Here is a 17,983-nt window from a genome sequence, read left to right on the forward strand (position 1 = left end):
GAGATGTTCACGAGTTTCAACAGCGCTGGGCTCCGTCCTAGCAGTGCTGTCGAGTTGCGGATCCGCACTGTCGAGCACGAGCTCAATCGGTCGGCGTGACCGGGGACCACATGCCGAGCCACTGCTCGGCGCCCCAGGCATCGAACCGCTCTACCTCAGTGAACCCCAGCTTCGCCGCGAGACGCATCGAGCCGACGTTGGCGGTCTGGGTGGTGAGCACCACCGGCTCGCCGGGAAGCGCGCCGGCGAGCCAGCCGAGTGCCGCCGCGCACGCCTCGGCGGCGTACCCGAATCCCCACGCCCGCGGCAGGAACAGGTAGCCGAGATCGGCCTTCCCCGCGGCAGCCGGGCGACGGTGCCCCGTTGCTCTCCTGAGCAGGATCTGGCCGATCATCGACCCGTCGAGATCAACGACGAAGCTTCCGGGCCACCGCTCGGGCGCCCCGGACATCTCGCGCTCAAGCTCGTCACGCGGCCGGGGGCCGCCGAGGTAGGTGTGCACCTCTGGCGAGGCGAGCAGCTCGATGAACGCCGCACGGTCCCGGGCCTCGGGCTCACGGAGCACGAGCCTCTCGGTCCTGATCGGGGCAGGTGGCCAGGGGACGGGTCCGAGCTCGGTCATACCGGCCAGCTAATCAGCAGGCTCGGCAGCGATCAAGACTCGCGGACCGATCAACCCACCGGCCCGGGCCCCACCCTCGCCAACGGGTCCGGGCCCTACAAGCCACGCCTGCCAGGGACGAGACGCCTCCTGTTCTCGTGAACATCGACTTCGCGACCTCGTCTTCGGCGACGAGGACGGCGTGCTGTTCGTCCCGGCCGAGCATGCCGAAGAAGTGCTGGCGACGGCGCACACGATCCGGCAGACCGAGCGTGAACAGGCCCGCAGGATCAGGGCGGGCGAGACACTGCGCAAGCAGACGTCCTTCGACGACTATCTGGCACAGCGCTCAGCCGATCCGTCGTACACCTTCCGGCAGCATCTCCGGCGGACCGGTGGGGCCATCGAGGAGTAGACCGGGGTCGGCGGGCCGGCGGGCCGGCGGGGGACCGGTGACCGGTCGGGCCCCCGCGTCGGGTCACATCGTGCGGTCGACGAAGAACGGGAGAAGCGCGAGGATTTCACCGAGCGCGACCGGGGCCAGTGGAACGCTTTCGAGGCTGCTGCGCGCTCTGTCCAGGTGCTGGTGCGCTTCGGCCAGTGTCGCGGAGCGCCCACCGGCTTCTTCGACGAGGTCGGCTGCCCGCCGGGCGGTGGCGGTGTCGAGCGGGCCGCCGGTGCCGAGAAGTGTGGCGAGGCGCCGGGCAGCGGGGTCGTCCGTGGCCAGGGCCGCGAGGACGGGGTACGTCTTTTTCAGCCGGCGCAGATCACTGTGGACAGGCTTGCCCGTGACCTCCGGATCCCCCCAGATCCCCAGGAGATCGTCCACGGCCTGGAATGCCACCCCGAGGTGCCGACCCGCTCCGGCGAGGGCGTCGACGGTCGTGGCAGGAGCTCCGGCGAGCACTCCACCCAGGCCCGCCGCGCAGCCGAGCAGCGCGCCGGTCTTGTGCTCGGCCATCCACCGGTACTCGTGCGGCTGCACCGCTTCCGGCCCGGTCCAGGGCCGGGACTCGAAGAGGAGGTCATCGGCCTGACCGCGCACCAGGTCGGTCAGTGTTCCGGCGAGATGCCGGACCGCTGCCGCGCTGTGCACGCCGGGGGCGTCGGCCAGAGTCTGTACAGCCAGTGCGAAAAGCGCGTCCCCCGCGAGGATCGCGGGGCCGGTCCCGTACGCCTTCCAGACGGTGGCGCGCTGTCTGCGAGTCTCGTCGCCGTCCATGATGTCGTCGTGCAGGAGGGAGAAGACGTGGATCAGTTCGACGGCGACCGCGCCGACGACAGCATCCTCCGCAGCGGCGCCTGCGGCCTCGGCGCTGAGCAGCGTGAGGGCCTGGCGCACCCCTTTGCCCTGTGATCCTGTGACGGGGCTGCCGTCCGCCGTGCCCCATCCGAGGGAGAATGCAGCCATTTCCGCGTGCCACGGGTGCAGACGCTGTACGGCCTGTGCGAGCGCCGGGCGTACGAGGTCGCGGCAGCGGGCGAGAATCTGCGGTGCCGTGGCCTGCTGGGTTACGGGCGGTGGTGTCATCGTCGTCCGCTCTCCTCGTCCGTCTCGCCACCGACCGGTGTCACGCCGAGTTCGGCGTACGCCTTGTCCACCATGTCCCGGGCGTTGAGCAGGCCGATACGGCTGAGGGTGCGGCGCAACTCGTCCAGATCGGCGGCGGTCTCGTTGCTGTCGCGGCCGAGCCGGGCGAGCGACTTGACGAGACCGAGTCGGGCCAGCGCTTCACCCCGGGGTTCGGTCATGGCACGGAACTCGGCGAGCGCCTCCTCGTAGACCTGGCGCGCCTCCTCGTAACGGCGGGCGCGGAAGAACACGTTGGCGCGCATCTTGTGGTTGTACGCGAGCGCGCTGGACAACTTCATCTCACGGCACGTGAGTTCGGCCTCCGTGAGCAGGGCAAGGGCACGCTCCGGATCGTCGTCCCGCAGGGAAATGATGTCGGCCATGCCGCGCAGGGCCCACGCGCGGCCACGCCGGTCGTCCGCGTCCCCGGCCAGCTGAGCGGCCTCCTCGAACATGGCCAGGGCGCTGTCGAGCGATCCGGTGTTGCGGTGGATCTGTGCGATGCCTTCCAGGGCCCACACGGTATGGCGTGCCTCGCCGCGGGCCCGCGCCTCGGCGAGCAGCTGCTCGTGCAGGACCGCGACGGTCTGGTAGTCGCCCTGTATTCGCCCGGTCTCCGCAAGGCCGGCGAGGGAGTAGCCACGGGCGACGATGTCCCCGCCGCGTTTCGCCATGTCGGCAGCAAGCCCCAACAGTCGGAAAGCAAGCCTGAGTTCACCGCGTTGCCGGGCGAGCGTCCCACCGCTCCACAGCGCCCAGGCCATCGCCCCCAGGTCGCCGGCCGAGCGGGCGGCCCGGTAACTGGCCTTCCATGCCTGATCGGCTTCCTTTACGTTGCCGAGCCTGCGATGCGCCTCGGCCACCGCGAGCCCACACCGTGCCACTTCCTGCTGCGAGCCGGTGAGCTCGGCCTCCCTCAAGTGACGTACTCCTTCTGCCAGTACATCTGTGAGAGAGGAGTTCACCGACATCTTGGTGAGGGCGCCTTGATACTCGGGCGCCAGTGCCTTGCTGTGCATGGGTGCCTTTCGCGCGCGGCCGGGTCGACAGCAGGAGAACTATGCACCTGGTGTATACGTCAAGTGCATAGTTGCCTGATGATCGGACCCGGGCACTCGTGGGGGGTCGGACGTGGCTTGTCGCTTGCGGTGAACCGCCTTGCTGTGGATCAAGACGGCAGTCGCGTGTCCGAGGTTGCTCCGCGATCGACAGAAGTCGACATGGCCCGTTCCGTGCTGCCGGCCCTGTCGTCGGCCGCGTCGTGGCAAGTCGCGATCAGAGCAGTCGTCATGTGATCCAGGGGTTGGTACCGCCCGGCAGCAAGTACCTCTCGACTTCGACGAATCCGTGCTTCAGCGCGAACCGCAGTCCGTCGGCGTCGGACGGGAGCACGACTGTCTCGATCGCGTCGGCGCCGAGCGCGCTCGCCCGCTCAAGCCTTCGCGCATGGATTTCCTCGATCGGCCGGCTCCGTGCGTCACCTCTCGAGCGGCTTACCCAATGAGGCAGGGGGCAGAGGTGAGTTCGGCCCCGGGGTGCCGGGCGCCGCTCGTCATGCCGGACGGCTGTCAGCGGAACGTCGAACGGGAACTCGACGCCCGTGTCGTCCTCGAACGAGAAAATCACGTGTGTATCCGGGCCGGCCGGGTGGTTGTCGACCCACTGCACGTGCTCCACCACGGGCGTCGGAGTTCCGTCGGGGCCGACGAGCCGGTAACCCTCGTCCACGTCCTGGGAGGGCACGGGCATCGGCGCCGGCTGGTGCTTCGCTGCTTGCTCGTTCCGGTAATACGTCGTCATCCGGTCAAAGCTGCCCGGTTTGGAACTCCGCCCGGCCGTACGGTCGTCAGCGATTCGAGCGTTGCCATCTCCACCCGTAATGCCCCGTGGATGTGAGCGGTTACTGTCGTCGCCGTACGCCCTGGCCATAGTAAAAGATAGAAACATTGAGGACCCTCTTGCGACTCCATGGCAATCGCTTACATGCTGGCGCGCAGCCCGCACTTCACTCCGATGCCGTTGATCCCCATGGGAGTCTCAGGATGCGCTCTGCCCGAATGCCATTCACCACTCCGGCCCACCTCGTCGCCTTGTCCTCGCTGCCCGAGGATGTCGGGGGCCCGGCCTCCACCTCGTCGGACGGCTCCGTCTCCCGCGCCATCGGTCGCCGGATGATCCTCGGTGCCCTCGCCGGTGCCGGCGCCACTGCCCTGCTGGGTGCGGGCACCGCCTCGGCTCAGGAGGCCGACCGGCACCCCGTACATCACTCCGGAGACACGCTCCTCATCAAGGCATTTCCCGACGCCGAGAAGGAGCGGATGCGCCTTGCACGCTCACTTCGGTCCAGCGACTTCATCCCCACGGGCCGTTATGCCCCTGCGGGCACGCCCGTCTCCGTGACTGTCCGACCGGCAGGCGGTCGCGTACCGACGCTGCACATCGGCACCTTCGACTACTACAACACCGACGCCACCCTCCAGGAGCCGCGCGCCATCCCACTGCGCCCGGGCCGCAATACGGTCAGCGACGCCCACGGCGGCCCCATCTATCTGAGCTTCGCGGGACAAGGGGAGAGGGCCGCAGTCACGTTCGGCAACGGTGCTCAGCGCATGGCCGTCTTCGAACTGGGCCGCACCGGTGAAGCCGCATTCCAGAAGCAGCTCGACGAGAAAACCGACGTCCCCTGGGTCGAGTTGACGACCGATCAGGCAATTCTCACCCTCACCCGCGAAGGGGCGCTGCTCTATCGCGGCGAGGATCACACCACACTGATGGAGCTGTTCGACACCGTCATCAACAGCCATGCCCGCATCAGCGGTCTGGACGGCAGGGGACCGCTCAACCGGCCCAAGGCTGGCCGCTACCACTTCAACGAAGTCAGCGTCGTGCCCAGTGGGGTGGGTGCCTATGCCTGGCACGGCTACAACGGCTTCCCGCGCGCGTACATGGACCGGCTGTGCACCGTGGCCGGGCTCCGCACCCGAGGCTGGGGCCTGTACCACGAGCTCGGCCATCTCCACCAGCAAGCTGCCTACCAGGCCGATCAGTTGACCGAAGTCACCGTCAACATCTACTCGCTGGCCGCACAGCGCACCCTCGGCCAGACGTCCAACCTGCTGACGGTCGACCCCAGGACGGGGCTGAACTACTACCAGACCGCTCTGCCGAAGCTCGGCACCACCGGGATCACATACGAGAAATCCTTCGGGGCGTACGAAAAACTCATCCCGCTCCGTCAGTTGGAGCTGGCGTTCGGCGAGGACTTCTGGCCCAGGCTGCACCGCCTCGTGCGCAGTGAGCACCAGCATGACGCCCCGGTCGACGACTACACGCACGACCCCGTCATCAACGCCCGCCAGTACCTGGCCCTGGCGACGTACGCCGGCCGCACCGCCGGATGCGACCTCACCGACTTCTTCGTCCACAGGTGGGCCTTCCCGATCGACCCCTCCGGCGTTGCCGCGCTCGCCGCGTTGGGGCTTCCGCAATCGCCTGTCGACCCCAGCACGCTCGCCGACTGAAGCCGGAGTCGGTCCCACTGCCACCCTGAAGACCCCCCAAGGGAGATGACATGCGCACTGCATTTGTCGAATCCGGTACGTCCACCCGCAGGCCCCTGCGCCGCCTCATGAGGTCGGGCACAGTCCTCGCCGCCACCGCGCTGCTCACTGTCGGTGCGGCAGGGCAGTCGTGGGCCTCGACACCGACACTCCGCTGGACCACCAACGCGCCCACGCCCGTGACCACGTTGACGCTTCCGATGGCGGTGGACTCCGCGCCTGACGCGTCCGGTATCTATTTCGCCTACTACACCACCCTGGAGAGCGGCACCCGCCCGTATGCGGGGTTCCAGCCGAAGCCCGTGGACGCGAACGGGAATCATGTACTCCAGGCGATCTTCAGTTCCTTCAACGCCGATGCCACGACCACGGACGACCACTGCACCTACGGGGCCGACGGCGGCGCGGGAGTGAGCTGCTCGGTCCGTTTCCCCTACGCGCCGGGAACGATGTACTCCCTGGTGCTCAAGCGCGCCGGTGTGAGTGGGGCGACGCAGCTGATGTCCGGAGACGTCGTCGAAACGGCGACAGGAACGCCCGTGGCACACATCGGCAGTCTCGGCCTGCCGTCGGCCTCGGGCCGGTTCAAGAGCGCCGATCAAGGATTCATCGAGCCCTACCTCACGGCCGGGTGCGGCCAGCGCGTCACCGTGACGTACGGCAAGCCGGTCGGTACCGAGGCCGGCGTCGACTACACGGGCGGCCTTCCCGCCGTCACCGATCCGTCGTCCGGAAGCTGCTTGAGCACTGCCTCGCAGACGACGAGCCGGGGGCAGCAGGTCACGGTGACGGGTAACGCGTCGGCAGCGGCTGTAAGCCGGACCTCATAGTCGGGACTCCATGTGAAGCGCCCCCGGCACCCTTCTGGCTAAGCTCGACGAGGGGCCGATTACCAGATCGACGGAGGCTCCCACATGATGACCACACTCGAACCGCGTGATGTGGCCCCTCGCCTTGCCACCGGCGCGTTCATCCTGAACGCCGGCCTGGGCAAACTCAAAGCGGACGAAGAGACCGCCCAGGGCGTGCACGGCATGGCCTGTATCGCCTACCCGTTCCTCAAGAAGATGGAGGCCAAGCGATTCACCCGGCTGCTCGCCCTGTCGGAGATCGCGGTCGGCGGAACCCTGCTCGCCCCCTTCGTACCGACCCGACTGGCTGGACTGGTGCTGACAGGGTTCTCCGGGGGCCTGCTCGGTCTGTACCTGCGGGTCCCCGGGATGCGGGAGCCCGGCAGCCTGCGGCCCACCCGGGACGGCATTCCGCTGGCCAAGGACTCCTGGATGCTGGGGATCGGACTTGGTTTTCTGGGCGCGGATGCCCACTGGGCAGGGGCGGGCGCATCCCGGTGTCCCCGGCGCCGGTCCCGGGGCTGACGGGTCAGCCGGGGCCGGGCGTGCGGCTACGGACGAGCGGGAGCACAGTGAAGGCCCACGGCAGTCGCATCCTGCCTACTCTGGAGGTGGGAAACCGCGCCCGAGCGGCACCGGCCGCCCGGGACGCCGGGCCGGCGGATGACGTCTGTTGCGTCGAACGTAACGGCGGGTAACCGCCTGGGGTGCGCTGCCCCCGGGAAACCTGGTTCCGTGGTGGGGCCCGCTCCGCCCGCAGATCCAAGGAGTGATCATGAGCGAGTCAGAAGAATACCGCGGTCGCGTGAGGCAGATGCGCGCCAAGGCGAAGGACCTCAAGGACGCAGCCGAGCGCACCACCGACCCCAAGGAGCGCCAACGCCTGAAGGACAAGGCTCAAAGGATCGAAGCGGAGAGCGATCAGGTCAGCGGCATGGCGAGCGGGGACATCTACCCGATGGAGTAGTCGCCGCCGGGTGGCGGCCGAATGCCCCGCCCACTCCTCCCTGACACTGTGGGCGCACCGCCGTCGCGCGGCCCCTGAGCGCTGCTGCTCAGGGGCCGCGCACGTCGACTTCGTGGCGGACCGGGGGAATCCTGGCGCGGGCCGGACGTTGAACAAGGGTGTGAGCTCTGTGATCGCATCCACCCGGTTTTCCGTGCTTGACCGTTCCCGTACCCGTGAGGGGTACGACGGCCCCGAGGCGCTGCGCGACACCGTGCGCCTCGCCCAGGAGGCCGAGGCGCTGGGCTATCACCGGTTCTGGGTATCCGAGCATCACGGCGTGCCGGGCGTCGCCGGTTCGGCGCCGACCGTGCTGGCCGCGGCCGTCGCGGCGGCGACATCCACCATTCGGGTCGGCACGGGCGGCGTGATGCTCCCCAACCATCAACCGCTCGTGGTGGCCGAACAGTTCGGGGTGCTGGAGTCACTCTTCCCCGGCCGGATCGATATGGGTCTCGGCCGCTCGGTGGGCTTCACCGACGGCATCCGCAGGGCACTCGGCCGGGACAAGTCGGACGCGGAGGACTTCGCCGGGCAGCTCGGCGAGCTGCTCGGCTGGCTGGTCGGCACGCAGCGCGCCCACCCGCAGGTTCACGCCCGGCCCGCCGAGGGCCTGCGCATACCCCCGTTCGTGCTGGCCACCGGCGAGGGTGCCGGGATCGCCGCGGCGGCCGGGCTGCCGCTGGTCGTCGGGGACCTGCGTGGGCGGGAGAAGCTGCTGCGGGCCGTCGAGCGCTACCGCCGGGAGTTCCGCCCCTCGTCCTGGGCCCCGGAACCCTATGTGATCGTGTCGGGCACGATCGCGCTCGCCGGAAGCGCGGAGGAGGCCCGGCGCCTGCTGATACCGGAGGCGTGGGCGATGGCGTATTCCCGGACGCATGGCGTGTTCCCGCCGCTCGCCCCCGCCGAGCGGGTCGAGGCACTGACCATGACGGAGAAGGAGCGCGGTTTCTACGAGAGCGGATTGCGCGGTCACCTCCAGGGCACGGAGAACCAAGTGGTCACAGCGCTCGAAACGGTCATCAAGGAGACCGGTGCGGACGAGGTGCTGGTCACCACCAGTACTTACGACCGTGCGGCTCTGATGGACTCGCTGCGTCGACTGGCCCATATCGCGGAGCTGACCACCTGACCAGCGGCAGGGGTGTGCCCGGCATCCTGCCGTGACTGCCATGACCGTCGTGGCCGCTGACAGAGCGTTCACCCGTATCGGCGCCTCAAGCGGCAATCCTTCGGAGGTTCCTGCCATCACGCGTGGCACGCTGGGCTCTCGTATGTCCCGGACCCTCCGAGGAGACGTGCCACGTGCCGCAGAACGAGCCAGCGGAGTCCCTCGCCGCCCCTGCGGTGCAGGTCGAGGAGCGCAGGCTCCGCAAGGATCTCGGATTCTGGGGCCTGACCGCGATCGGGTTCTCCAACATCCTCGGTTCCGGGTGGCTGTTCGCGGCCATGTACGCCGCCCAGACCGCCGGACCTGCCGCCCTGCTGTCCTGGATCGCGGCCGGTGCGCTGTGCGGCCTGGTCGCTCTGGTCATGGTCGAGCTCGGGGCCACCCGTCCGGAGGGCGGAGGCACCGTGCGTTGGCCGCTGTACGCGAGCGGGCGGCTGGTCGGTACGGTGATCGGCTGGTCCGTCCTGCTGTCGGTCGGCGGGACGGCGGCAGAGATCAGCGCGATCATGCAGTACGCCGCGCACTATCTGCCGGGCCTGTACGACGGCAGCAGACTCAGCGCCCCGGGCCTCGGTGTGGCCGTCGCGCTGAGCGTCCTGCTGACCGCGCTCAACTGGTTCGCCGTGCGGATGTTCGCCCGCCTGAACAATCTGGTGTCGGTGTTCAAGGTCGTCGTCCCCGTCGTCACGGTCATCGCGCTGTTCCTGTCGGGCACGCACTCCGGGCGCCTCACCGACCACGGTGGCTTCGCACCGTACGGCTACGCGGCATGCCTGTCCGCTCTCGCCGGTGGCGGCATCGTCTACTCCGTCAACGGGTTCCAGGCTCCGCTCGACTTCTCGGGCGAGGCCCGCAATCCACGCCGTAACGTGCCGGCCGCGGTGCTCACCGGCATCGGTCTTGCCGTGCTGGTCTACCTCGGCCTCCAGCTGGCGTTCCTGTTCACGGTGCCCGAGTCCCTGCTGGGCAACGGCTGGCAGGGCGTCGACTTCGAGTCGCCGTTCGGGCAGCTCGCCCTGGTGCTCAATCTGCACTGGCTGGCCACTCTGCTCTACGCCGACGCGGTGATCTCTCCCGGCGGTTCGGCCTATGTGGGGGTGGCGATCGATGCCCGGCATACGTACGCCCTCGCCAAGAACGGCCTGCTGCCCCGCTTCTTCATGCGGATCGATCCCCGGTCCGGCATGGCGCACCGGGCGCTGTTGCTCAACCTTGCCGTCATCATCGTCTTCATGCTGCCGTTCGGCGGCTGGCAGGACATCGTGAGCGTGATGGGCGACATGTATCTGCTCATCTACGCGGCATCGGCGGTCGCCGTCGCGGCGTTCCGGGCACACGAGCGGGAGAGCGGAGTGCCACGGACGGAGGGCGAGGTGCCGGGGGTGCGCTGGATCGCGCCGGTCAGTTTCATCGTGGCCGGCGAGTTCGTCTTCTGGTCGGGCTGGCACGACCTGCGGCTCGCACTGCCGCTCGTCCTGCTCGGCGTCCCGCTGTTCCTGCTGCAGCAGCGTGGTACCGAGGGGCCTTCGCCACGCGTCGAGTTGCTGCATGGCGCCTGGCTGGTCTTTCATCTGGCCGCGCTGACGCTGCTGTCATGGCTCGGCACTTTCGGCGGTTCCGGCCACCTGCCGGCACCGTACGACTCCGTGGCGGTCGGGGCTCTGTCCCTCGGCGTCTTCGTGTGGGCGGTGCACTCGGGCGCCGACCACCTCAGTCGTCAGTCCCAGCCCATGTCGATGCGCTGAGCGAAGTTCTCGTACCCGGCGCCTTCGAACGCTCGCGCCATGGGTCGGTTGCCCAGATCCGTGTCCGCGGTGATGCGTTCGGCGCCCTGGGCGGCCAGCAGGCTGGTTCCCTCCGTGAGCAGGTCGTCGACGTAGCCGTGGCCACGATGGCCTTCCGCGACTCCGATGCAGGCGATGACGAAGCCGTTCGGACTCTGCGCCGGTACCACCAGCCCGACCGGTTCGCCGTCCTGTCGCACACCGATCCGCCACCAGTCGCGTGGACTGGAGTAGCTGAGCAGTTCGTCGTGGTACTGGACACGGGCGTATTCCTCGATCGAGGAACGGGCGATATCGGCCCGGCTGTAGGCATCGAGCGTGCCCGGCAGGATGCGGGCCAGGAGTCCGATGGCTTCCTCATCGCTTTTGACGGTACGGAAGTTCAGCCGGCCGCGAGGCGTGGGCAGCGGTGTGCCGGAGAGCCGGCGGTAGCGGAGTCTTTCCACGAACACCTTGCCGCCGGTGCGCTCGACCACCTCTATCCGTTCCCTGATCCGGCGCCCGGTCTCGGAGTCGTCCCTCCAGCGCGCCGGGACCGGCTGGACGCCGGGCAGAGCGTTGAACAAGATCGTCTCCTCCGGTCCGGTGATGGGACGGAGGACCGGATCTGCGATCACATCGAACTCCGGAAGCTGTCGAGTCGCAGTGCCCGGACCCGGGCACTGCGACCGAGGTATACGCAATCAACATCCCCGGCGCATTTGATTTACCGGGCAGCACACCTGCGCCTGTCGGCTCGGTTCCGGCCGTATGACGCGGCGGACGCGTCGGGGACGCCGATGGGGTTCGACGTGCTGCTCCTGTGCGTCATGGTCGGTGACCGGAGGCCGAGTTGTGTGCGGCGCGTGTCGATGGCAGGGGAGGAGCGCGAGAGCGGAGAAGGTGATGGCATGAACAGCGCTGACCTTTTGACGGACGCGTTCACTCGCGTCCAGGAGACGGTGCACTCGGTGGTCGAGGGCCTTTCACCCGCCGACCTCCATGCCCGCCTCGACGACGGAGCGAACACGATCGCCTGGCTCGTGTGGCACCTCACTCGGATCCAGGACGACCATGTCTCGGATGCGGCAGGTATCGAGCAGGTCTGGTTCACCCGGGACTGGGCCTCCCGCTTCGATCTGCCCTTCGCGAAGGACGCCACCGGGTACGGACACAGCACCGCAGACGTGGCGTCTGTGCAGGTGGGCTCGCCCGAACTGCTGCTCGGCTACTACGACGACGTCCATGAACAGACCCTCGGATTCATCAGTGGGCTCGACGGCAGGGCTCTGAACCGTGTCGTCGACGAGGCGTGGTCGCCGCCGGTCACCCTCGGGGTCCGTCTGATCAGCGTCATCTCGGACGACCTGCAGCATGCGGGCCAGGCAGCCTTCGTACGGGGCTCGCTCGCCCGCCGGTAGAACTCGACGCGGGCGGAGGCCTGTTGCGCCGTCGGACGGCGTCGGCGCACTCCGATGCCCGTCCCATCCCCTGGTCCTCCGAGCCGAGGTCGCGGACCGCGCGGCCTCGGCGCCGGAGGACCCCGGAGTCTCAGACCTTGAGCCCGACGCCGCTCACCGCATGGCCCTGCAGGGTGTCCCCCGGGCTCCGGTCGGGATCGGGGCGCCACGCCGACGTCCGCACGACGCCCGGCTCCACCACGTCCAGGCCGTGGAAGAAGTCGGCGATCCGTTCAGGGCTGCGCAGATGGTACGAGCCGGCCGAGTTCGCGTTGTAGGAGGCGACGGCCCGGTTCAGGGAGTCACTCGTGTCCGTGCCGTCGCTGAGGGCCAGACAGCTTCCTGAGGGGAGTGCGGCCACCAGTCGGTCGACCAGCGCCCACGGGTCGTCCTCATCGGGGAGCTGACCCATGATCCCCAGCATGGTCAGCCCGACCGGCCGGCTGAAGTCCAGCGTCTTGGCGGCCTCGGCGAGGATCGCGTCGGCGTCCCTGACGTCGGCGTCGATGTATGCGCACGCGCCCTCGGGAGTGCTGGTGAGCAGGGCGCGGGCGTGGGTCAGGACGAGCGGGTCGTTGTCGACGTACACGATCCTGGACTCCGGGGCCACCCGCTGGGCCACCTCGTGCGTGTTGTCGGCCGTCGGCAGGCCCGTGCCTATGTCGAGGAACTGACGGATGCCTGCCTCTGCGGTCAGGAAGCGCACCGCGCGGGCGAGGAAGGCCCGCTGGAGGCGGGCGATGGCGGCGAAGTCGGGGAACGAGTTGAGGATCATGTCGCCCATTTGGTGGTCGACGGTGTAGTTGTCCTTGCCGCCCAGGAGGTAGTTCCACACGCGTGCCGAGTGCGGCCGGTCCGTCTGGAGCCTGTCGGCCGGCGGCTGCGAAGATGTACTCATGGCCAGATCCTCACCAATGCCACCCGCGCCTGCCTGAGGTATTGATCACCGGTGAGGGTCTGTATGGGGATGCACCTCCTGTCGGAGGTGCATCCGCGGGAGCGATGCCACGGGCCGTCGGTCAACAGCCGGCCGGTGTGGCGGATTTGGCGGTCCTGGTGTCTGTCTCCCTTCCGGGCGAGGGGTGTTGAGCGGCGCCGGCGTGCCGGCTCACGAGTGACTGCGGGTCGCCGGCGTGCTCTGGTGCGGGAGCTCGGCATCGGCCGGAGCCGCGTACTGGGCGGCCTGGGTGCGGAACATGGAGGCGTAGCGCCCGCCGGCCGCGATCAGTTCGTCATGGGTGCCGTGCTCGGCCAGGCGCCCCTTGTTCAGTACGTAGATGGTGTCGGCGTGGCGGACGCCGGACATGCGGTGGGTCACCAGCACGACCGCCCGATGGGGGCCGGCAAGCTGCCGGATCCGGTCGAACGCGGAGATCTCCGCTTCGGGGTCCAGCGTTATCTAGGGTTGTCAAGCAAAACTGCTGGTAGTCGGCGTAGATGCCGATCAGGCAAGTGAGGCACGTTCCCCCGCAGGAGGGCACGCTCGATGGATCGCTCCAGTCCGTCGGCGCCTCTTCAGCGCTGCGTCTCCGTGCTTGACCTGGAACCCTAGTCACCGCTCCACGTCGAGACGGGGGACTACGGCCCCGCCCCCGGGCTCTCTACCAGTACAAGCCCAGGCCCTACCGTCATCGCTCGCGACTGTGATGGGTGGATTCTGTGAACTTCGCTTCAAACGACGGTAACTGAGCAGATCCGGATCGGTATTCTCCGTGCTTCCACGGGCGAATGGGGCCAGCCGCTCGGAGTCGGCTGCCACGGTGACCAATCTCCGGGTCCCGTGAGGGCACGTCATGGATGCGTATGAGGGGGAGTCATGGCCGAACGAGAATCAAGCGGCGAAGAACCTGTGCTCGGCCGCTCGGGGGACGAGCCGAGTACGCCACCGGCACCGGAGGCCCCCTCAACGTCCGCCACGCGACCACTCCCCGCTGACCCGCCGCCCCTTCCGGAATTTTCGCCGCCGTTCGCCGCCACCCCGGGCCCGGCTACCCCGCCCGCGCCCCCCACTCAGCCTCCGATGCCCGTCGGCCGACCGACCGGCAGGCCGTGGATAGCGCGGATCCAGGCTCTGACTGGACGTCAACGGGCATCACTTGTTGGCGTCGTCGGTCTGGTCATCGTGGCGCTGGTGGCCGGGCTCTTGTCTCTGACGTCCTCGTCCTCCGACTCTGATGAGGCGCAGGCGGCTCAGCGGAACCTCAAGCCGTTCAAGGAAGCTGTTGACGACCTGGCCGACGCCCCTGGCCTGCGCTACAAGGACACCTCGTTTCTCGGCATCACCGAGAACGAGATCACCGTCACCGCCAGCGGCAGCCAGTTCGGCACCACCTCCTCTGGCCGGAACAGCACCGGCAAGGACGACAACGGCCAGGATGTGCTGCGCATCGGCGGCAAGACGTTCATGCGGTGGCAGGCCGACCCCGCCCCCAGGGAAGACGTGGCGGCGGGCGAGGAGGCGCCGCCCAGCGAGTGGATGGTGGGGCTGGACGACGGCTCCGATCTCACGGGCGAGGCGTTGGCCCGTACCATCGCCCCGTCGGAACTAGCGAACGTGCTGGCCAAGGCTCTGGCTGGCCTGGAGAAGTCACCGCAAGTAGCGAGCGAGTCGAAGACGACGTCTGGGCAGCAGCCGCTGAGCGTCAACGGAACGCCTGCGCTCGGCATCGATACCTCGGCCGGTCGCCTGCTGGTGACGAAGAAGAAGCCGCACCGGGTGTTGAGGCTGGAGACCTACGACCTCCGCGAAGGCCTCTCCGACATGAAGGACCAGCTTGAGAACGGAGAGGAGCCGACAGCACCCCCCAAGGTGACCACCGGGCCGCTGGAGTCCGGCGACGGCGAGGGAATGGACCTGACCCCGATCCTCGCCGACGCCGCCGACAAGATGTTCGACACCCTGGTCAAGTACGCCGCCCAGCTCAAGGACGCGACCGACCACGGCATCAACTTCACCATGGACGGCGCGGGCGAGATGGACTGCAGCTCGTCGGGCTGCACCGCCACCCAAAACTTCACCGGCGAGGTCAGCTCCATCGCACGGAAGGAACGCGTCACCAAAGGCGAGGTCACCGCCGTGATGAGCGCGACCTTCTCCATCGACGGCAAACCCGCCGGCCAGTGCACCAGCCCACAGCGCACCTTCCCCGTCCGGGGCAACAACGTCTCAGGCACCCTGCAATGCTCCAACCCAGGAGCCGGACCGCTCTACGCCTCGGTCTCGGCCCGCAACAAGGCGCAGGCCGAGGCCGACGCCCAGGCTTGCAGCTGCAAGGTCACCCTCAGCTACCCACTCCGCGCCAACACTCTGATCGACGCCAGCGCGCTGGCCAAGGTCGAGGCGGAGAAACTCGCCAACCAGGCGAAGTCGGAACGGGACGCAGCAGCCTGCGCCAACCCGCACAGCTTCCCGTCCGGCACCCAGGTACTGCTGGCAGACGGCACCACCCGGGCCATCGAAGACATCCGCATCGGAGACCGAGTCGCCGCCAGTGACCCGCAGGTAGGGCTGACCGTTACGCGGCCGGTGACCAACACCTTCACTACCAAGGACGACAAGGACTTCACTCAGCTCACGGTCACCACTGACCAGGGGCTGGCCACGGTCACGGCGACCGACAATCACCCGTTCTGGCTGGCAGACGATGAGCGTTGGACGAATGCCGAGGATGTCCAGGTAGGCGACGAACTACGCAGCTTCACAGGCTCGCCCCTCCCAGTAACCGCAGTCGTCAGCCAACAGGGCCAGCAGCGTACGTTTGACCTCACAGTCAGCGGTGTCCACACGTACTACGTGATCGCAGGGCACACGCCGGTCCTAGTACACAATGCAAACAAGAAAAAGTGCAGCGTACAGATCGATCACGTGGGCCAGGTGGATCAGGATTGGGTGACGAAAGGTGCTCACGTCAATATGAAGGATGGCATGGAGGTAGCTCTCCGCCCAGACGGAAAGGGAGGTATTAGGGGAGAGGCAATCCGTCTGAGGAACGGCACCGCTACCCAGAAGCAGGTGGATGCCGTTGTCGAATCGATCAAATCCGACCCTAAGGTGCGCTCGGACATGATCAGGGTGACCGAGTCGGCCAAGGAGGTCTTCGAGTCCAGCGCCAAGGCTATGAAAGAAGGGCGTAAGCCGCAGTGGCGCTTTAACAACGACCGGACAGCAGAACTGCAGGCCCTGATCGATGCAATGGAGAAGATGTAGATGTCCGACCTGGACTTCTATGCGCACTTTGCCACGTGTGGTGAAGTGATGGGAGCAGGCATTGACACGCAACCCTCAGACTGGGAACCAAAACTGGGAGCCGACTACCTCGACGACAAATCGCAGGGGCTGATGCGTCGAGACTACGGACTCGTGGAGGTCTCGTTCCAAGAGGACGAGGAAAATTGGTCCTGCTTCGGCATCAGCGTGCAAGTCCACCGTCTGAGCCGGGGTGACATGGCCACCGTGCCCGCGCCTCTTCGACACCAGTACGGCAATTTCGCTCCTCGAATGAAATTCGACGAATTGGCCGCCGCCGTCACGAGCCTGAGCCATTCCATCGAACGGGAGAAAGAAGCGACGACCATGGACATGCGTCGTTACCGAGTATCCGGGTCTGGCGCGACGATCCTTGTAATCGCCGATGTTGATCCCTACGGATACGCCAGTGCGACTGCGGACCACCCCATCGAACATAAGGTGGGGGATGTGTGGTCCATCAGCCTTTCCCCCGCTTGGTGACGCATCGGCGTCCGCATCGCCCGCAAGGGCATCGAGTCCAGTGAACGACTCGGGCACCGGAGGTGGGTGATCGAGCGAACCGTGTCCTGGCTGACCGGCTACCGCAGACTCAACCCCCGCTATGAGCGCCACCCCCGAGGCAACTACCTTGCCTTTCTCGGTCTCGCCGCTCATTTCTGCGATCCGGGTCGTTTGCCGCAAGCCAAGCCCGGACTTCTCCTGCCTCCTGCGGACGTCCGAGGCTGGTGAGCACATACGCCTGCAGGCCCTCTGCGGGCGGCACCCATGACTTCGTCGCCTGGCTCGCCCGGCGGGGACGGTGGCTGTCCTACTCGGTCGGCATGGTGATCACCGAGGCGATCCACCAGCATGTGCTGAAGGTTCCGGCATCGGCCTGGACGGCGGCCGTCGAGGCGGACGGCGAGATCCGCGACGGCGCCTGGGTCGCTGAACTCACCGGCGACGTTCTGGACGGCTGGCCCAAGGGCATGCGGCTGATCGTCAGGAAGGAACGACCGCACCCCGGGGCCCAGTTGCGGCTCACGGATGCGGACGGCATGCGGCTGACCTGTTTCGCCACCAACACCTTGGGCCGGCCGATCGCCGAGCTCGAGCTCCGTCACCGGCTGCGGGCCCGCGCGGAGGACCGGATCCGGGCCGCCCCGAGCGCGCTCTCGGCATCGACGCCGAGAGTGAGGCGATGACGCACAAGCCCGCCCGCGCCGTCGCCCTGGCTCAGGCCGCGCGGCACCCCGCCGAGGGAGGGGACGCCGAATGAGCGTGTTGCAGGACACGTGCTAATACTCCAGTTGCACTTCTCCATATGCCCTGGTCACGGGGCGCACGCCGCAGTTTGGCGCGTCCCGAGGAGATCGCGTATTACCTGGCCTTCGCGCCGGCGGACGCTACCGTCTCCGAATTGGTTCGGGTGGCTGGCGCCCGGTGGGTCATCGAGGAGTGCTTCCAAGCCGCGAAGAACGAGTGCGGTCTGGACCAGTACGAAGTCCGCCGCTACGTCGGCTGGTATCGCCACATCACCCTGGCCATGCTCGCGCACGCCTTCCTGGCGGCAATGACAGCCCAGGCCCTCGAAAAGGGGGCCGCAGAAACGGTTCGAGCAGCCTCGTTCCCCTCACCGTGGCAGAAGTCCGACGGCTCCTGGACCTTGCCCATCCCCCCTCAGCCCGGCACCGGTCACCCGCGCGGCGGCTCTACTGGTCCCGCTGGCGCCGACGCCACCAGGCCATCGCCCGCCGCTGCCACTACCAG

At 67.9% G+C, this 17,983-nt stretch carries 15 protein-coding genes and 5 pseudogenes; 13 read left to right on the plus strand and 7 right to left on the minus strand.

Features of this window, described 5'->3' with window-relative positions:
• Positions 1-82: 82 nt before the first annotated feature.
• Entirely contained in the window at positions 83-622 is a 540-nt protein-coding gene (locus ACGFU7_RS25345; protein WP_393698500.1) for a GNAT family N-acetyltransferase, read from the minus strand.
• Positions 623-776: 154 nt separating this feature from the next.
• Here ACGFU7_RS25345 and ACGFU7_RS25350 point away from each other — a divergent pair.
• Positions 777-1,016 (plus strand): annotated as a pseudogene (locus ACGFU7_RS25350) (RraA family protein); the annotation flags it as partial.
• A gap of 63 nt (positions 1,017-1,079) precedes the next feature.
• Here the strand turns inward: ACGFU7_RS25350 and ACGFU7_RS25355 are convergent.
• The 3 genes from ACGFU7_RS25355 to ACGFU7_RS25365 form a co-directional block, all read right to left on the minus strand.
• On the minus strand, positions 1,080-2,132 hold the full coding sequence (locus tag ACGFU7_RS25355) for a polyprenyl synthetase family protein (protein ID WP_393698501.1): 1,053 nt from the start codon (positions 2,130-2,132) through the stop codon (positions 1,080-1,082).
• Positions 2,129-3,193: a tetratricopeptide repeat protein gene (locus ACGFU7_RS25360; protein WP_393698503.1), complete on the minus strand. Its 1,065-nt coding sequence runs from the start codon at positions 3,191-3,193 to the stop codon at positions 2,129-2,131. Before ACGFU7_RS25360 ends, ACGFU7_RS25355 begins: the two co-directional genes overlap by 4 nt.
• Positions 3,194-3,461: 268 nt before the next feature.
• Positions 3,462-4,103: a hypothetical protein gene (locus ACGFU7_RS25365; protein WP_393698504.1), complete on the minus strand. Its 642-nt coding sequence runs from the start codon at positions 4,101-4,103 to the stop codon at positions 3,462-3,464.
• Between the two features lie 128 nt (positions 4,104-4,231).
• Between ACGFU7_RS25365 and ACGFU7_RS25370 the strand changes: the two genes are divergently transcribed.
• From ACGFU7_RS25370 to ACGFU7_RS25395, 6 genes are all read left to right on the plus strand, one after another.
• Positions 4,232-5,695: a M60 family metallopeptidase gene (locus ACGFU7_RS25370; RefSeq protein WP_393698505.1), complete on the plus strand. Its 1,464-nt coding sequence runs from the start codon at positions 4,232-4,234 to the stop codon at positions 5,693-5,695.
• 50 nt (positions 5,696-5,745) lie between these two features.
• Positions 5,746-6,564 carry a hypothetical protein gene (locus ACGFU7_RS25375; RefSeq protein WP_393698506.1) on the plus strand — a complete coding sequence of 273 codons (819 nt, stop codon included), beginning with the start codon at positions 5,746-5,748 and terminating at the stop codon, positions 6,562-6,564.
• A gap of 84 nt (positions 6,565-6,648) precedes the next feature.
• The gene (locus tag ACGFU7_RS25380) at positions 6,649-7,110 is read left to right on the plus strand and encodes a hypothetical protein (protein WP_393698508.1); all 462 of its coding nucleotides are present in this window, start codon (positions 6,649-6,651) and stop codon (positions 7,108-7,110) included.
• 250 nt (positions 7,111-7,360) lie between these two features.
• A complete protein-coding gene (locus ACGFU7_RS25385; RefSeq protein ID WP_393698510.1) occupies positions 7,361-7,552 on the plus strand; it encodes a DUF6381 family protein in 192 nt (63 codons plus the stop codon).
• Between the two features lie 160 nt (positions 7,553-7,712).
• A complete protein-coding gene (locus ACGFU7_RS25390) occupies positions 7,713-8,723 on the plus strand; it encodes an MsnO8 family LLM class oxidoreductase (RefSeq protein WP_393698511.1) in 1,011 nt (336 codons plus the stop codon).
• Positions 8,724-8,896: 173 nt separating this feature from the next.
• Positions 8,897-10,507 carry an APC family permease gene (locus tag ACGFU7_RS25395; protein ID WP_393698512.1) on the plus strand — a complete coding sequence of 537 codons (1,611 nt, stop codon included), beginning with the start codon at positions 8,897-8,899 and terminating at the stop codon, positions 10,505-10,507.
• Here ACGFU7_RS25395 and ACGFU7_RS25400 read toward each other — a convergent pair.
• Positions 10,480-11,112, minus strand: a complete 633-nt coding sequence (locus ACGFU7_RS25400; protein ID WP_393698514.1) for a GNAT family N-acetyltransferase — start codon at positions 11,110-11,112, stop codon at positions 10,480-10,482. The genes ACGFU7_RS25395 and ACGFU7_RS25400 overlap by 28 nt on opposite strands.
• Before the next feature lie 324 nt (positions 11,113-11,436).
• On the opposite strand from ACGFU7_RS25400, the gene ACGFU7_RS25405 reads away from it, so the two are divergent.
• Positions 11,437-11,946, plus strand: a complete 510-nt coding sequence (locus ACGFU7_RS25405; protein WP_393698515.1) for a DUF664 domain-containing protein — start codon at positions 11,437-11,439, stop codon at positions 11,944-11,946.
• Positions 11,947-12,076: 130 nt separating this feature from the next.
• Here ACGFU7_RS25405 and ACGFU7_RS25410 read toward each other — a convergent pair whose 3' ends face one another.
• Together ACGFU7_RS25410 and ACGFU7_RS25415 are read right to left on the minus strand one after the other, a co-directional pair.
• Positions 12,077-12,883, minus strand: a complete 807-nt coding sequence (locus ACGFU7_RS25410) for an SAM-dependent methyltransferase (RefSeq protein WP_393698517.1) — start codon at positions 12,881-12,883, stop codon at positions 12,077-12,079.
• Between the two features lie 210 nt (positions 12,884-13,093).
• Positions 13,094-13,378: pseudogene (locus ACGFU7_RS25415) on the minus strand (ABC transporter ATP-binding protein); the annotation flags it as partial.
• Positions 13,379-14,107: 729 nt separating this feature from the next.
• Here ACGFU7_RS25415 and ACGFU7_RS25420 point away from each other — a divergent pair.
• The 5 genes and pseudogenes from ACGFU7_RS25420 to ACGFU7_RS25440 all read left to right on the plus strand — a co-directional run.
• Complete coding sequence (locus ACGFU7_RS25420) at positions 14,108-16,192, plus strand: Hint domain-containing protein (protein ID WP_393698518.1); 2,085 nt, start codon at positions 14,108-14,110, stop codon at positions 16,190-16,192.
• Positions 16,193-16,714 carry a hypothetical protein gene (locus tag ACGFU7_RS25425; RefSeq protein ID WP_393698519.1) on the plus strand — a complete coding sequence of 174 codons (522 nt, stop codon included), beginning with the start codon at positions 16,193-16,195 and terminating at the stop codon, positions 16,712-16,714.
• Between the two features lie 12 nt (positions 16,715-16,726).
• A pseudogene (locus ACGFU7_RS25430) lies at positions 16,727-16,963 on the plus strand (hypothetical protein); the annotation flags it as partial.
• Positions 16,964-16,980: 17 nt separating this feature from the next.
• Positions 16,981-17,418, plus strand: a pseudogene (locus ACGFU7_RS25435) (transposase); the annotation flags it as partial.
• A 137-nt stretch (positions 17,419-17,555) separates the two neighbouring features.
• A pseudogene (locus ACGFU7_RS25440) lies at positions 17,556-17,813 on the plus strand (IS701 family transposase); the annotation flags it as partial.
• Positions 17,814-17,983: the final 170 nt, after the last annotated feature.

This window comes from Streptomyces sp. NPDC048473 (genome assembly GCF_043200155.1).
Lineage (GTDB): Bacteria > Actinomycetota > Actinomycetes > Streptomycetales > Streptomycetaceae > Streptomyces.

Excerpts from the sequence above, each read along its gene's own strand:
- ACGFU7_RS25345 (WP_393698500.1), bottom strand. The coding sequence starts at position 622 with ATGACCGAGCTCGGACCCGTCCCCTGGCCACCTGCCCCGATCAGGACC.
- ACGFU7_RS25355 (WP_393698501.1), bottom strand. The coding sequence starts at position 2,132 with ATGACACCACCGCCCGTAACCCAGCAGGCCACGGCACCGCAGATTCTC.
- ACGFU7_RS25360 (WP_393698503.1), bottom strand. The coding sequence starts at position 3,193 with ATGCACAGCAAGGCACTGGCGCCCGAGTATCAAGGCGCCCTCACCAAG.
- ACGFU7_RS25365 (WP_393698504.1), bottom strand. The coding sequence starts at position 4,103 with ATGGCCAGGGCGTACGGCGACGACAGTAACCGCTCACATCCACGGGGC.
- ACGFU7_RS25370 (WP_393698505.1), top strand. The coding sequence starts at position 4,232 with ATGCCATTCACCACTCCGGCCCACCTCGTCGCCTTGTCCTCGCTGCCC.
- ACGFU7_RS25375 (WP_393698506.1), top strand. The coding sequence starts at position 5,746 with ATGCGCACTGCATTTGTCGAATCCGGTACGTCCACCCGCAGGCCCCTG.
- ACGFU7_RS25380 (WP_393698508.1), top strand. The coding sequence starts at position 6,649 with ATGATGACCACACTCGAACCGCGTGATGTGGCCCCTCGCCTTGCCACC.
- ACGFU7_RS25385 (WP_393698510.1), top strand. The coding sequence starts at position 7,361 with ATGAGCGAGTCAGAAGAATACCGCGGTCGCGTGAGGCAGATGCGCGCC.
- ACGFU7_RS25405 (WP_393698515.1), top strand. The coding sequence starts at position 11,437 with ATGAACAGCGCTGACCTTTTGACGGACGCGTTCACTCGCGTCCAGGAG.
- ACGFU7_RS25410 (WP_393698517.1), bottom strand. The coding sequence starts at position 12,883 with ATGAGTACATCTTCGCAGCCGCCGGCCGACAGGCTCCAGACGGACCGG.
- ACGFU7_RS25425 (WP_393698519.1), top strand. The coding sequence starts at position 16,193 with ATGTCCGACCTGGACTTCTATGCGCACTTTGCCACGTGTGGTGAAGTG.